Annotated in this window: 12 protein-coding genes; 10 read left to right on the plus strand and 2 right to left on the minus strand. The window is 55.7% G+C overall.

Features of this window, described 5'->3' with window-relative positions:
• Positions 1-6 precede the first annotated feature (6 nt).
• Genes nuoL through HB779_RS12885 form a run of 7 tightly spaced genes read left to right on the plus strand, consistent with a single transcriptional unit; the run spans position 7 to position 8,186 of the window.
• Positions 7-1,995, plus strand: a complete 1,989-nt coding sequence (gene nuoL, locus HB779_RS12855; RefSeq protein ID WP_188342776.1) for an NADH-quinone oxidoreductase subunit L — start codon at positions 7-9, stop codon at positions 1,993-1,995.
• On the plus strand, positions 1,995-3,500 hold the full coding sequence (locus HB779_RS12860; protein WP_188342777.1) for an NADH-quinone oxidoreductase subunit M: 1,506 nt from the start codon (positions 1,995-1,997) through the stop codon (positions 3,498-3,500). Before nuoL ends, HB779_RS12860 begins: the two co-directional genes overlap by 1 nt.
• A gap of 19 nt (positions 3,501-3,519) precedes the next feature.
• Positions 3,520-4,956, plus strand: coding sequence for an NADH-quinone oxidoreductase subunit NuoN (nuoN, locus tag HB779_RS12865; protein ID WP_188342778.1), 1,437 nt, complete (start codon positions 3,520-3,522; stop codon positions 4,954-4,956).
• 19 nt (positions 4,957-4,975) lie between these two features.
• Positions 4,976-5,806 carry a biotin--[acetyl-CoA-carboxylase] ligase gene (locus HB779_RS12870; RefSeq protein ID WP_188342779.1) on the plus strand — a complete coding sequence of 277 codons (831 nt, stop codon included), beginning with the start codon at positions 4,976-4,978 and terminating at the stop codon, positions 5,804-5,806.
• Between the two features lie 19 nt (positions 5,807-5,825).
• Complete coding sequence (locus HB779_RS12875; protein WP_188342780.1) at positions 5,826-7,505, plus strand: ribonuclease J; 1,680 nt, start codon at positions 5,826-5,828, stop codon at positions 7,503-7,505.
• A gap of 5 nt (positions 7,506-7,510) precedes the next feature.
• On the plus strand, positions 7,511-7,915 hold the full coding sequence (gene mce, locus HB779_RS12880; protein ID WP_188342781.1) for a methylmalonyl-CoA epimerase: 405 nt from the start codon (positions 7,511-7,513) through the stop codon (positions 7,913-7,915).
• A 1-nt stretch (position 7,916) separates the two neighbouring features.
• Positions 7,917-8,186: a DUF1467 family protein gene (locus HB779_RS12885; protein WP_188342782.1), complete on the plus strand. Its 270-nt coding sequence runs from the start codon at positions 7,917-7,919 to the stop codon at positions 8,184-8,186.
• 186 nt (positions 8,187-8,372) lie between these two features.
• Here HB779_RS12885 and HB779_RS12890 read toward each other — a convergent pair whose 3' ends face one another.
• Positions 8,373-9,371 (minus strand): glycosyltransferase family 2 protein, encoded by a 999-nt coding sequence (locus HB779_RS12890; RefSeq protein ID WP_188342783.1) that lies wholly within the window; start codon positions 9,369-9,371, stop codon positions 8,373-8,375.
• Between the two features lie 837 nt (positions 9,372-10,208).
• Between HB779_RS12890 and proS the strand changes: the two genes are divergently transcribed.
• From proS to HB779_RS12905, 3 genes are read left to right on the plus strand one after another with little or no spacing between them, the layout of a single operon-like run.
• Positions 10,209-11,558, plus strand: a complete 1,350-nt coding sequence (gene proS / locus HB779_RS12895; protein WP_188342784.1) for a proline--tRNA ligase — start codon at positions 10,209-10,211, stop codon at positions 11,556-11,558.
• Positions 11,555-12,844, plus strand: a complete 1,290-nt coding sequence (locus HB779_RS12900) for a lipoprotein-releasing ABC transporter permease subunit (protein ID WP_188342785.1) — start codon at positions 11,555-11,557, stop codon at positions 12,842-12,844. The genes proS and HB779_RS12900 overlap by 4 nt, the downstream gene beginning before the upstream one ends.
• Positions 12,844-13,527 (plus strand): ABC transporter ATP-binding protein, encoded by a 684-nt coding sequence (locus HB779_RS12905; protein ID WP_188342786.1) that lies wholly within the window; start codon positions 12,844-12,846, stop codon positions 13,525-13,527. Before HB779_RS12900 ends, HB779_RS12905 begins: the two co-directional genes overlap by 1 nt.
• Before the next feature lie 367 nt (positions 13,528-13,894).
• Here HB779_RS12905 and HB779_RS12910 read toward each other — a convergent pair whose 3' ends face one another.
• A complete protein-coding gene (locus HB779_RS12910) occupies positions 13,895-14,476 on the minus strand; it encodes a histidine phosphatase family protein (protein ID WP_188342787.1) in 582 nt (193 codons plus the stop codon).
• Positions 14,477-14,773 lie beyond the last annotated feature (297 nt).

The following is a 14,773-nucleotide window of genomic DNA, read 5'->3' on the forward strand; positions in this document are numbered from 1 at the left end:
GGGGGCATGCTGTATCTGGCGATTGTCTTCCTTCCGCTGCTTGGTTTTCTGATCGCGGGTCTGTTCGGCTCGTCCATCGGCGCGAAGGCGAGCGAGTATGTCACCACCGGTCTGATGATCGTGGTTGCGGTCCTCTCGTGGATTGCATTCACCACCGTCGCACTCGGTCATGGTGAAGCATTCAAGATCCCGGTTCTGCACTGGGTCGAATCCGGTTCGCTAAGCTTTGACTGGGCTCTGCGCATCGATACGCTGACTGCTGTCGTGCTGATCGTCGTCAATACGGTATCTGCACTCGTGCATACCTATTCGATCGGCTACATGCATCACGATCCGCATCGTCCGCGCTTCTTTGCATATCTCTCGCTCTTTACCTTCGCCATGCTGATGCTTGTGACCGGCGACAACTTGGTCCAGATGTTCTTCGGCTGGGAGGGTGTGGGTCTTGCCTCGTACCTGCTCATCGGTTTCTGGTTCAAGAAGCCATCGGCCAATGCCGCTGCGATGAAGGCCTTCATCGTCAACCGCGTCGGTGACTTTGGTTTTCTGCTCGGCATTTTCTCCCTGTTCGTCCTGTTTGATACGGTCCAGTTTGACACGCTGTTCGCTTCCGCCGCGCAGTATCTGCCTGCGGAAGGAGCTGGCGATGGCAAGGTCGTCCTGAATTTCCTCGGTTATGCCTTGGGCAAACAGGAAGCCATCACCGTTGCCTGTCTGTTGCTGTTCATGGGCGCCATGGGCAAGTCCGCACAGTTCCTGCTGCACACCTGGCTGCCTGATGCCATGGAAGGCCCGACACCCGTGTCCGCGCTGATCCATGCGGCAACGATGGTTACCGCCGGTGTGTTCATGGTGGCGCGTCTGTCGCCGATCTTCGAATTGTCGCACACCGCCCTGATCGTCGTGACCGTTGTCGGCGCGACAACAGCGTTCTTCGCGGCGACTGTCGGTCTGGTGCAGAACGACATCAAACGCGTTATTGCCTATTCGACCTGTTCGCAGCTCGGCTACATGTTCGTTGCGCTGGGTCTCGGCGCTTACGGCGCGGCTATTTTCCACCTGTTCACGCACGCCTTCTTCAAGGCGCTGCTGTTCCTTGGTGCCGGTTCGGTTATTCATGCGGTTTCGGATGAACAGGACATGCGCAACATGGGTGGTCTGCGCAAGCTGATCCCGCAAACCTACTGGATGATGGTCATTGGCACGATTGCCCTGACAGGTCTCGGCATTCCCGGCACCTCCATCGGCACTGCCGGGTTCTTCTCCAAGGATGCGATTATTGAATCCGCCTATGCATCGACAAGCCCGGCTGCCGGTTATGCCTTCGTCCTGCTTGTAGTCGCCGCGCTGTTCACCAGCTTCTATTCATGGCGTTTGATTTTCATGACGTTCCATGGCAAGCCGCGTGCTTCACACGAAGTCATGCATCACGTGCATGAATCGCCTTACGTCATGCTGGTGCCGCTGTTCATTCTCGCTATCGGCGCGCTGTTCGCCGGCGTTGTATTCCATGAATACTTCTTCGGTCATGAATATGCCGAGTTCTGGAAGGGCGCGCTGTTCACCGGGAAAGAAAACGAAATTCTTGAGCTGCATCACCATGTGCCTGCTCTGGTCGCCGCGTCGCCATTCATTGCAATGCTCGCCGGGTTCATCCTGTCCTGGTATTTCTACATCCGCTCGCCGCAGACACCGGTCCGGCTTGCCGAGCAGCATCGTGGCCTCTACCAGTTCTTGCTCAACAAGTGGTATTTCGACGAACTCTACAACTTCCTGTTTGTGCGTCCGGCGATGGCCCTTGGCAAGTTCCTCTGGAAGAAGGGCGATGGCTGGCTGATTGACGGCCATGGTCCGGACGGTATCTCGGCGCGTGTCGTCGATGTCACCAACCGCGTGGTGCGCCTGCAGACCGGTTACCTCTATCATTATGCGTTCGCGATGCTCATTGGGGTCGCCGCACTCGTCACGTGGATGATGCTCGGGAGCAACTTCTGATGACCGACTGGCCAATTCTCTCGACTGTTACCTTCCTGCCATTGGTCGGTGCATTCCTGATCCTTCTGATCCGGGATGACAGTGAATCCGCGCGGCGGAACATCCGCAACGTGGCACTGTGGACGACAGTCATCACATTCCTGATTTCCCTGCCGATCTGGTATTATTTCGACAAGGGCCATGCCGGTTTCCAGTTCGTGGAAAAAGCTGCCTGGCTCGACTCCGGCATTTCCTATCACATGGGTGTTGATGGCATTTCGATGCTGTTCGTCATCCTGACGACATTCCTGATGCCGCTATGCATTCTGGCAAGCTGGGAAGCCATCCAGACGCGCGTCAAGGAATATATGATTGCCTTCCTCGTGCTGGAAACACTGATGATCGGTGTGTTCTGCGCACTGGATATCGTGCTCTTCTACGTATTCTTTGAAGCCGTGCTGGTGCCGATGTTCATCATCATTGGTGTGTGGGGCGGCAAGCGCCGCGTCTATGCCAGCTTCAAGTTCTTCCTCTACACGTTGCTCGGCTCGGTGTTGATGCTCCTGGCTATCATGGCCATGTACTGGCAGGCTGGCACGACAGACATTCCAACCCTGCTGGCTCATTCCTTCCCGGTTTCGATGCAGACCTGGCTGTGGCTGGCGTTCTTTGCCTCCTTCGCGGTCAAGATGCCGATGTGGCCGGTGCATACATGGTTGCCGGACGCGCACGTCGAAGCACCGACCGCTGCCTCTGCCATCCTGGCCGGCATCCTGTTGAAGCTTGGCGGTTACGGTTTCCTGCGCTTCTCCCTGCCGATGTTCCCGGTTGCATCAGCTGACTTTGCACCGTTGATCTACACGCTTTCGGTCGTTGCCATCATCTACACGTCGTTGGTCGCGCTGATGCAGGAAGACATCAAGAAGCTGATCGCCTATTCGTCAGTGGCGCATATGGGCTACGTGACCATGGGTATCTTTGCTGCCAACGAGCAGGGCATTCAGGGCGCATTGTTCCAGATGCTGTCGCATGGCCTCGTTTCAGCTGCGCTGTTCCTGTGTGTTGGCGTTGTCTATGACCGCACCCATACCCGTGACATCTCGGCCTATGGCGGCCTCGTCAACAACATGCCGAAATATGCGGTGGTGTTCCTGATCCTGACCATGGCCAATGTTGGTCTGCCGGGTACATCAGGCTTCATCGGTGAATTCCTGACCTTGATGGGTGTGTTCCGCGTCAACACATGGGTCGCGCTGTTTGCAACATCAGGCGTGATTTTCTCGGCAGCCTATGCCCTTTGGCTCTATCGCCGTGTGGTGTTCGGTTCGCTCGACAAGGAAAGCCTGAAGGCACTTCTGGATATGTCACCGCGTGAAAAACTGGTGGTCTATCCCTTGGTGATCCTCACCATTTTCTACGGTATTTATCCGATGCCCGTTTTCGATGCGACGGCGAGCTCGGTTCATGCCCTTATCAATCAATACAATAACGCGCTGTCCGCAGCCGCCACACTGGCGCTGAAGTAGCAGGAAGAGGCCAAGGCCGATGCAGACCGACATGATTGCCAACCTGACGCTTATGGCTCCTGAACTGCTGATTGCAGTGGGTGCCTTGGCTCTTCTGATGATCGGGGCCTTTTCCGGTGAACGGGCCAATGCCGTGGTCAATGGACTGGCGGTTGCCTTGCTGCTTGCAGCACTGGCACTCGTTGTTCTGTTCCCGCAGGACGGTCATGTTTTCGGCCGCGCCTTTGTCTCTGACCCGTTCTCGCGCTTCATGAAGGTGCTGACCCTTGTCGGTGCCATTGTGACGCTCGTCATGTCGGTGGGTTTTGCCAAGGCCGAAAAGTTCGACAAATTCGAATTCCCGATCCTCATCCTGTTGTCGACACTCGGCATGCTGCTGATGATCTCGGCCAATGACACCCTGTCGCTCTATCTCGGCCTCGAATTGCAGTCTCTTGCACTCTACGTTGTTGCCGCGATCAACCGTGACAGCGCCAAATCGACAGAAGCCGGCCTGAAGTATTTCGTGCTCGGTGCCCTGTCATCCGGCATGCTTTTGTACGGTATCTCGCTCATTTATGGCTTCACCGGCCATACCGGCTTTGAGGGCATTGCCCAGGTTCTTGCTGGCGGCGAGCGCCAGCTTGGCGTTGTCTTCGGTCTCGTGTTTATCTTTGCCGGTCTGGCATTCAAGATTTCCGCAGTACCATTCCACATGTGGACGCCAGACGTTTATGAAGGCGCGCCGACTCCGGTTACTGCATTCTTCGCCACCGCACCAAAGATGGCGGCCATGGCTCTGCTCACCCGCGTTGCCGTCGAAACCTTCCAGCCGATTGTCCACGACTGGCAGCAGATCATCGTCTTCATTGCGATTGCCTCGATGGTTCTGGGTGCCTTTGCTGCGATTGGTCAGCGCAACATCAAGCGTCTGATGGCCTATTCGTCGATCAGTCACATGGGCTATGCGCTCGTTGGTCTGGCTGCGGGAACGCAGGTCGGTGTAAAGGGCGTTGTCATTTACATGCTGATCTATTTGATCACGACGCTCGGCGTGTTTGCTTTCATTCTTGCCATGCGCCGCAAGACCGGCAATGTCGAGTTGATCGAAGATCTCGCTGGCCTGTCCCGTACCAATCCTATTATGGCGACCATCTTCACTATCCTCATGTTCTCGTTGGCTGGTATTCCGCCGCTCGCCGGGTTCTGGGGCAAGTGGTATACCTTCCTAGCCGCGATGCAGGCCAATCTCTATGCACTGGCTATTATTGGGATCGTCGCTTCGGTCGTTGGCGCGTTCTACTATTTGCGCATCATCAAGATCATGTGGTTCGATGAACCAGCAGGCGGCTTTGTTCCGGTTGCAGGCGAGCTACGTCTTGTTATGGGTGTGTCTGGCTTGTTGGTTCTTGGTTATGTACTGATTGGCGGACCGATCAGCACCTATGCGCAAGCTGCCGCCAAGACGTTTTTCTAGAGGCGGGGAACCCTGATTTATGGGATTCTCGCTCTCGCCAGTGGCGCAGCAAAATGGTTTCCGTCTCGAGGCATTTGAGACGGTTGGTTCGACCAACGCCATCGCGCTGGAGCGGGCGCAGGAAAACGATCCCGGAAAGCTCTGGATTGTCTCCAAGAAACAGGAAAGCGGACGCGGCAGACGCGGCCGCGCTTGGGCAACATCCCACGGGAATCTCGCGGCGTCGCTGCTCATTGTCGGTCATTTCGAACTGAAAATGGCGGCAACGCTCGGCTTCGTCGCCGGGCTTTCGCTTGCCGACGCCCTTGATGCGGTTTGCCCGCAAGCGGACGTTGCCATTGGCATGGATGGAGCAGGCTCCCGCAGGGAAGCCATGCAGATCGAGCTGAAATGGCCCAACGACGTCCTTGCCAATGGCGCAAAGCTCTCCGGCATCCTGCTTGAATCGACCCAATTGCCCGACGGCCGCTTCGCCATTGTCATTGGCATTGGCGTCAATGTGGTGGCTTACCCCGAAGATGTGCCATATCCCGCGACCTCGCTGGCCAAGCTTGGCGCGACATGCGACGCGGAAACGCTGTTTCTGGCTCTGTCGGATGCGTGGCAGGAAAACAGCCGCATCTGGAACGAGGGGCGGGGCCTTGCGGATATTCGCAAGCGCTGGCTCAAGCGTGCCGCAGGAATTGGCGGTGAAGTCGCAGTCCGGGTCGACGGCGATATTCTGCGTGGTATATTTGAAACAATTGACGAAGACTGTCGTTTTGTCATACGCGATAATGATGGAGAGCGGGTGAAGATTGCTGCCGGCGATGTTCATTTCGGTGCAGTTGCATCGGCAAGTGCCGGATAGCCGGTTGTTAGGAGTATAAATGGCAAATTCCGATCAGGCGGAACTGGTGTTCCTGCCTCTGGGCGGTGTTGGTGAAATCGGGATGAATCTGGCCCTGTATGGCTATGGTCCCGCACAAAAACGCGAATGGGTGGTCGTCGATATGGGCGTCACCTTTGCCGGACCGGATCTTCCAGGCGCTGACCTTGTGCTGCCGGATATCCGTTTTCTGCAGGCTGAACGCAACAATCTCAAAGGCATTGTCATAACGCATGCGCACGAGGACCATTACGGCGCGCTGCTCGATCTGTGGCCGCTGCTGAATGTTCCGGTCTATGCCACGCCGTTCACGGCGGGATTGCTGGAAGCCAAGCGCCATTCTGAACCGGGCGCCCCGGATATTCCGGTGACGATTTATCGTGCCGGTGAAAAATTCAATGTCGGCCCCTTCGAATTCGAAGCACTGGCGGTTACCCACTCCATCCCCGAACCTGTTTCATTGGCGATCAAATCGCCGCTCGGGACGGTTATCCATACTGGCGACTGGAAGATGGACCCTGAACCGTCGCTTGGACCCTTGATCGACGAAGCTCGCTTTCGCGCGCTTGGCGATGAGGGTGTGCTGGCGATGATGTGTGATTCCACCAATGCGCTGCGCGAAGGTGAATCACCATCCGAGCGGGAAGTCGGCGACAGTCTGCGCGATATTATCGAGAATGCCCGTGGCCGCGTCGCGATCACCACCTTCTCGTCGAATGTTGGACGTATCCGCTCCATTGCCATCGCCGCCCGTGATGCGGGCCGTCAGGTGCTGGTGCTTGGCCGCTCCATGAAGCGTATGATCGATGTGGCGAGCGAGCTTGGCTATCTCGACGGCATTCCGGAGTTTCTGTCGGAAGAAGACTACGGTTTCATTCCGCGCGAAAACATCGTGATTATCCTCACCGGCAGCCAGGGCGAATCCCGCGCCGCGCTTGCCAAGCTTGCCCGTGATGAAATGCGCAATGTGGCATTGTCGGCCGGTGACACTGTCATCTACTCCTCGCGTACGATCCCCGGCAACGAAAAGCCGATTATCGAGACCAAAAACCTGCTGATCGAGCAAGGCATCCACATCATCTCCGATGACGATCAGCTGGTACATGTTTCCGGCCATCCGCGCCGTAATGAGCTGAAACGGATGTATGAGTGGGTACGCCCGCGCATCCTCGTGCCGGTACACGGCGAAGCTGCCCATCTGGTCGCGCAGGGCTCATTGGCTGCCATGGCTGGCATTCCAGAAGTGCCGCAGGTGCGCAATGGCGACATTCTGCGTCTGGCCCCGGGGAAAGCTGAAATCATTGATCAGGCGCCATTCGGCCGTCTGATCAAGGATGGCAGACTGATCGGTGATGAGGAAGAAGTCGGCATCGTTGACCGCCGCAAGCTGTCCTATGTCGGTCACGTCGCCGTATCGATGCTGCTTGATGCTAAATTCAACATTATCGAAGATCCGGAGATTGTGCCTGTCGGTCTGCCGGAAAATGATGATGAGGGCGAGCTTCTCGAAGATCTGCTTTATGACGCGGCGGTTAGTGCGGTACAGAATATACCGCGCGAGAAGCGCAAGGATTTGGCCATGGTTCGCGAAGCCGTGCGCCGGGCTGTGCGTTCCGCTTCCAATGAAGTTTGGGGCAAGAAGCCGATCGTCACTGTCTTCGTCACCCGCGTACAGGGATAAATCGCATGCTCGGCCGTCTCAACCATGTGGCTATTGCCGTTCCCGATCTTGCTGCCGCCTCGGCAGTTTATCGCGATACGCTCGGTGCGAAACTCACCGAGCCGCAGGTTTTGCCGGAACATGGCGTTACAGTGGTTTTTATCGATGTTGGCAACACCAAGATCGAACTGCTCGAGCCGTTGAACGCGGATTCGCCCATTGCTGCGTTCCTCACCAAGAACCCGTCCGGCGGCATGCATCATGTGTGCTACGAAGTGACCGATATTCTGGCGGCGCGAAATCATCTAAAAGAGCAGGGTGCCCGCATTCTCGGCGATGGCGAACCGAAGATCGGTGCCCATGGCAAGCCGGTGCTGTTCCTTCATCCGAAGGATTTCAACGGCACGCTGATTGAACTGGAGCAAATCTGACATGCCCATTGCAACGGGAATGGCCATTTACTTCATTTTCTGGTGGTTGACGCTGTTTACAGTCCTGCCAATTGGCCTGCGCACGCAGGCTGATGAGGATGATGTTACGTTGGGCACAACCGCCAGCGCGCCCCACAAGCATCGCATGGGCCGGGTATTTTTGCTGACGACGATCATCTCCGCCGGCATTTTTGTGATCTTTTATGTGGTCAATCAAAAGCTCGGCTTTGGTGTTGATGACATTCCGGTGTTTTTTCCCAAGCTGGATTAGTGTTAAGGCCGCACTAGGCTTAGTTTCGCGGCAGGGGCATTTTCCGTGGTTCGACAAGCTCACCATGAGGGAGAGCGCTGATTGCAGGGAGCCACGTTCTGAACTGCATCAGATAATTGCAGCACCTCTCTCCCTCATGGTGAGCTTGTCGAACCACGCACGATGCTGCTGCAATCCCTTGAATCCTCAAGACCCCGTCGTACGCTTGTAGTGTGACGATGCTTTGCCAAGACATCCCTGGAAAATTCCGGCAATACTGCCCATGCAGGCAACGACACGCAGCAATGCTTCACCACGGGTAAATGGCGCAGCCATCATATAAGTGCAGAGCTTGAACACGCGCCCGGCAAGCGAACCCGGCAGCCGCAGCAGCGTGGTGATACGGCAACTGGCGAGCTTTGCGCATATTTCCACGGCACTGTTGTCCCGGTCGCGCCGGAAATGGTAGCGGAATGTCAGCCGGTCCAGCGGCACGGTCTCATAAGCAATGGCATGCGGAGTCCAGCCGGTTTTCGCCCCAAGCTTGCGGGCTTCGCGGTACAGGCGCCAATCCTCACCGCCCGCCAACCCAAGCGTATTGTCAAAGCGCAATCCCGTACGGCGGAAGAAATCCAGCTTGCCCATCCAACTCCCGGTTGCCAGCAATATCGTGTGGGCTGCATTGTGCGCGCGCCTGTTTGAAGCTTTCAGCTCGTGCCGCCGGTTGCGGCGGTTCAATCCAGCCCAAACAAGCCGGGCAGAAAAGCCGGCATCGGACGATATGGGCGCGCAGCGTACCGGCGAGCCGACAATATCGAGATCGCACCGGTCTCGCTCGGCCAACAACTCGATAAGCCAGTCAGACTGCACTTGTTCGTCATCGTCGGCAAAGGTCAGAAGATCATATCCGGCGGCGAGGGCACATTCCAGCGCGTGGTTGCGCGCACAGGCGATCCCCAACCATGGCTCGATCTCATATTGAACCGGCCGGTCCGTTTGCTGGCGAAACTGGTCGATAATGGCATCAAGCGTCGCTTCTTCATTGTTCTCGACAATGAGAAAAAGCAGATCGATATCTTGGGGGACCTGCAACTCGAGATAGGATTGCAGCAAATCTTCCAGCATGCGCGGCCGATTGCGGGTAACGGTGCTGACACATATCCTCCGCTTACGCGGATTCGTTGCGTTGATCTTCGTCGTGACCATGTTTGTCCCCCCGGACAATGCAAAAAGAAAATACAAGTCAGCGAACCGACTCGAATCGTCATTGAAAATTTAGCGTGTCTTCCTGATGTGAAAATTACGGCAAACTGAAAAACACACGTCGAATTGGCTGAAATACGAATCGCCGGAGCATGAAATCGGAACAATCCACAACTGTTTCAAAATCATAATCTGGCAAAAGATATTGGTTCTAAAAAACTCAAGTGACCGCGTAATATCATTACGCGTGTGACTTATCAATCAAATAGAACTGAAGTATTGGCTGCAAGTCATGTACTTGCAGCGTATTTCGAGTTTAACTTTTCTGTGTAAGTTATTGTATTCAAAAAAATAAACAAAAAAAATGCAAGGCTTTCGCCTTGCATTGTAGATCGCGTCTGACCTTATTCCACTTGCGTGGTGGCTGCGTATAACCGCGCCAAAGGTCACATCCTCCCAAGACTTTGACCGCGCTGGAAAGCAGAATTATTCTTACTTTCTCATTATGCTTAAAAAAATAGCGGACTGCCTTCGAAATGTCACGAAAAATATTCGATACAGTCATTTTTTGCTTACAAATCTGGCAAGGCGATAAATCTGTCACAAAACTGAGATGTTTTTCATTTGCGTTTGGCGGGTTTCCAACCAGACTTTAAGCCGTTAAGAAACAGTACTGCGCCGTGCATTTACTTGGATATGCGAGGGTTGCAGCAACGCTTCGAGTGGCCCGTAATCCGTTCCAGAAAATCCCAGATGATTTTTAGGGGTATGCGCTAACTTTGCACTTGGTTTTGCCTGATTCTTCAAGCATTCAGGCTGTGTTTCAATTTGGTGATCTCAATGCGGCTTTCCCGTTATTTTCTGCCTATCTTAAAAGAGAATCCTAAAGAGGCGGAAATCGTCTCGCACCGGCTGATGTTGCGTGCTGGCCTGATCCGTCAGGAATCGGCTGGCATCTATGCCTGGCTGCCGGCAGGCTTGCGCATCCTCAACAAGGTGTCCAACATCATCCGCGAGGAACAGAACCGTTCCGGTGCGATTGAATTGCTGATGCCGACCATCCAGTCTGCGGATTTGTGGCGCGAAAGCGGCCGCTATGATGCCTATGGCGATGAGATGCTGCGCATCAAGGATCGTGGCGACCGCGAAATGCTGTTCGGCCCGACCAACGAGGAAATGATCACCGAGATTTTCCGCGCCTATGTAAAGTCCTACAAGGATCTGCCGCTGAATCTCTATCATATCCAGTGGAAGTTCCGCGATGAGCGCCGTCCGCGCTTTGGCGTCATGCGTTCGCGCGAATTCCTGATGAAGGATGCCTATTCCTTCGATCTGGATTTTGAAGGGGCCAAGGCCGCCTATAACCGTATGTTCGTCGCCTATCTGCGCACGTTCTCGCGGCTGGGGATCAAGGTCATACCAATGCGCGCCGATACCGGCCCGATTGGCGGTGAACTCAGCCATGAATTCATCATTCTGGCCGAAACCGGCGAAAGCCAGGTTTACTGCGATCGCGCCTATCTCGATCTGCCGGTGCCCGGAGCCGACACCAATTTCGACGACAATGCCCAGATCGCCGATATCGTGACCAAATGGACGACGCCCTATGCGGCGACGGACGAAATGCACGATGAAGTGGCATGGGACAAGGTGGCTGGCGGCGATCAGCTTGCTGCACGCGGTATTGAAGTCGGCCATATCTTCCATTTCGGCACAAAATACTCCGAACCGATGGGCGCCAAGGTCAATGGCCCTGACGGCAAGGAACATATGGTGTCGATGGGCTCCTACGGTATCGGGCCGTCGCGCGTTGTTGCGGCCATTGTTGAAGCCTCGCACGACGAAAACGGCATCATCTGGCCAAAGGCTGTTGCGCCTTTCGGTGCGGGCATTGTCAACATGAAGCCCGGTGATGAGGGCTGCGATGCCGTATCTACCAGGATTTATGAGGCTCTGACCAATGCAGGTCTTGAGCCACTGCTCGATGATACCGATGACCGTGCGGGCGCAAAGTTTGCCAAGATGGATTTGATCGGCCTGCCCACTCAGGTCATTATTGGTCCGCGCAGCGTCGCTGGGGGCGAAGTCGAAATCAAGGATCGTGCAACGGGTGAGCGCGAAACCCTGACCATTGAATCTGCAATTAACAAGCTCGCAGGACCTGCGGACTTTAGGGCAGGAACTCTATGACTGAATCGGCCGTCACTGTCGCACAATCGGGTCCAAAACCGTTCTCTGCCTATGAGCGGATGATTGCATGGCGCTATTTGCGCGCCCGCCGCAAGGAAACGTTTATCTCGGTGATTGCCGGTTTCTCTTTTACCGGCATCATGCTCGGCGTTGCCACGCTCATCATCGTCATGGCGGTGATGAATGGCTTTCGCGCCGAGCTTCTGACCCGCATTCTTGGGATCAACGGCCATGTCATCATGCAGCCGGTGGACCGTCCGCTGGATGACTATGACAATGTGATCAAGCGGATCGATGCTGTTCCCGGCGTGTCCTTTGCCATTCCGGTCATTGAAGGGCAGGTCCTGGGGCAGGGCAATGTTGGGCAGGGCGCCGGTACGCTTGTGCGGGGTCTGCGTGCAGAAGACATCCAGAAACTCCAGCTTGTCGCCAAAAACGTCAAGCAGGGCACTTTCGAAAACTTTGACAAGGCCGGGGGTGTGGCCATCGGCACCCGCATGGCGGAAAATCTTGGTCTTGGCATCGGTGACAAGCTGACGTTGATGTCGCTCGATGGTGATGTGACACCGCTTGGTGTATCGCCGCGTGTCAAATCCTATCCTGTGGTGGCCATTTTCCAGATCGGCATGTCGGAATATGATGCGTCCATCGCCATCATGCCGCTGGACGAAGCGCAGCTTTATTTCAATCAGGAAGGCAAGGTCCAGTCGATCGAGATTTTTGCCAACAATCCTGACAATGTCGACGCGCTGAAAAAGCCCATTGAAGATGCTGCCCAGCGACCGCTTATGCTCACCGACTGGCGCCAGCGCAACGTGACGTTCTTTTCTGCGCTGCAGGTGGAACGCAACGTCATGTTCATGATTCTGACACTGATCGTGCTTGTCGCAGCGCTGAATATCATTTCAGGCCTCATCATGCTCGTGAAGGATAAGGGGCGCGATATCGCCATTCTGCGAACCATGGGTGCGACGCGAAACTCGGTCATGCGTATCTTCCTGATGACCGGTGCGGCCATCGGTGTCACCGGCACGATTGCCGGGGTGGCTCTTGGCGTGCTCGTCTGCCTCAATGTCGAACGCATCCGCCAGTTCTTCTCGTGGTTGTCAGGTACAACCCTGTTCAATCCGGAACTGTATTTCCTGAGCACATTGCCCGCCAAGATGGATTTCAACGAAACCTTCACGGTGATTCTGATGGCGCTTGTCCTGTCCTTTCTGGCTACGCTGTTTCCCGCATGGCGGGCGGCCAAGCTCGATCCTGTTGAAGCCCTGAGGTACGAATAATGGCTGCCGGAACTATTCTTCAGCTGACCAATGTCGGCCGCCGGTACAATGAGATTGGCCGCGAACTGACCATTCTCGATGATGCCAGCTTTTCGCTCGGCAAGGGCGAGATGGTGGCTCTGGTCGCGCCGTCAGGTGCAGGCAAATCCACCCTGCTGCACACGGCGGGCCTGCTCGAGCGCCCGGACAATGGCGATGTGATTCTCGACGGCCGTTCCTGCGGCTCGCTGTCCGATGAGGAGCGCACGGCAATCCGTCGCAACGATATTGGCTTCGTCTATCAGTTCCATCATCTTTTGCCGGAATTCTCGGCACTGGAAAACGTGATGATGCCGCAGATGATCCGTGGCATGAAACCACGTGTGGCTTCCGAACGGGCCCAGCAGCTGCTTGATTATATGAAGGTGGGTGCCCGTGCATCGCATCGCCCGTCCGAGCTTTCCGGTGGTGAGCAGCAGCGCGTGGCCATCGCCCGTGCTGTGGCCAATGCGCCGCTTGTTCTGCTTGCGGATGAACCGACCGGCAATCTTGATCCGGTGACGGCGGCCTATGTGTTCGAGGCGTTGGAAGCCCTGGTGCGCCAGTCCGGCCTTTCCGCCATGATCGCCACGCACAACCATGAATTGGCTCTGCGCATGGATCGCCGGGTGACCCTCAAGGACGGCAAGATCACCACAATCTGATCACCGGGTTCGATCAGATTACCAGCCTTCGGCGCAGGCCGAAGGCTGCAGTGTGTTCATCAGACCGCGCCTCGCGTTAATCTCTTTTACCCCTTGTTAGGAATTCGACAACCATAGCCCAAATGGGGGCTTTGGTGCGCTTGACTTTGGAACAAAAATAGAACAAAACATATACACAACACAAACGAAGAAGGGTTTTACCGATGAGCGAACTTTTCCAGGACGTCATGTCATTCGTTACAGTCAGCCTGTTCATTGCGACATTCGCCATGTGGGTCAGTGCTATTTGAGACCGGAATCGGGACGATGAGTAAACGGTCCCGGTTTTCTCCTTCCTGCCAGCGGGTGTTCAGTGCGTGCGCTGTACCTATTTCTGGTTCCACTTGCGGATCACCGGTTCGGTGAGATCGTGTTCATAACCAAGCACACTCACGCTGGTTGTATCCAGAACAAACAGCGAGCCTGATTCCGGCGGCAAGCCGAGCCAGCGCGCTGCAAGCACTCTTAAAAAGTGCGAGCTTGAAAAGACGAGAACCGTGCCATCCGTGGCACGCAGCTGTCCAATAATCCGGTCCGCGCGCGCACCCACATCCGCAGCCATTTCGCCCTGCGGCGCTCCATCGCGAAACAATTGCCAACCCGGACGCTCGACAAGAATCTGCTTGGTGGTCAGACCCTCATAGGCACCGTAATCCCATTCGGCCAGATCATCCTTGATCACGCGGGCATTGCCAAAACCGGCGAGGGCGCAGGTATTCGATGCGCGCTGCGATGGACTGGACCAGACGGTGGAGAAGGATAGGCCTTTGAGGCGGCTTGCGACTTGCCGCGCTGCCTCTTCACCGGCTGGCGTCAAGGGTATGTCAGTTCGGCCTGTATGTTTGCCGGAAGCGCTCCATTCCGTTTCACCATGCCGGACAAGATAGATTTCGGGATAGGCAGTGCTCATTCAGGGGAACCTTTCGATGGCGCATGTCAGACCTCACACTGGCATGATCCGCCAGCGGAAGTATAGGCATTGGGCGCATCGAATAAACGCCCGGCTGGCGCGAAAGCGAGGGAATGTTGGCGGGCGGTTTGACGATGCGAACAACTCAAAGCTGAAACGCGTCGCCGTGCTCAAACTTTCAACACCATCCACTGTTGAAGTACCTCTGGCATGCAATTGCGGTGGACTCACAGGGACCATTGCCTGAGAATGCGCGAACGGTGAATCAACTTCTCCGTCTAAAGTTTCCGGAGATAG

This window comes from Phyllobacterium sp. 628, assembly GCF_014189505.1.
In the GTDB taxonomy this organism is placed as follows: Bacteria; Pseudomonadota; Alphaproteobacteria; order Rhizobiales; family Rhizobiaceae; genus Phyllobacterium.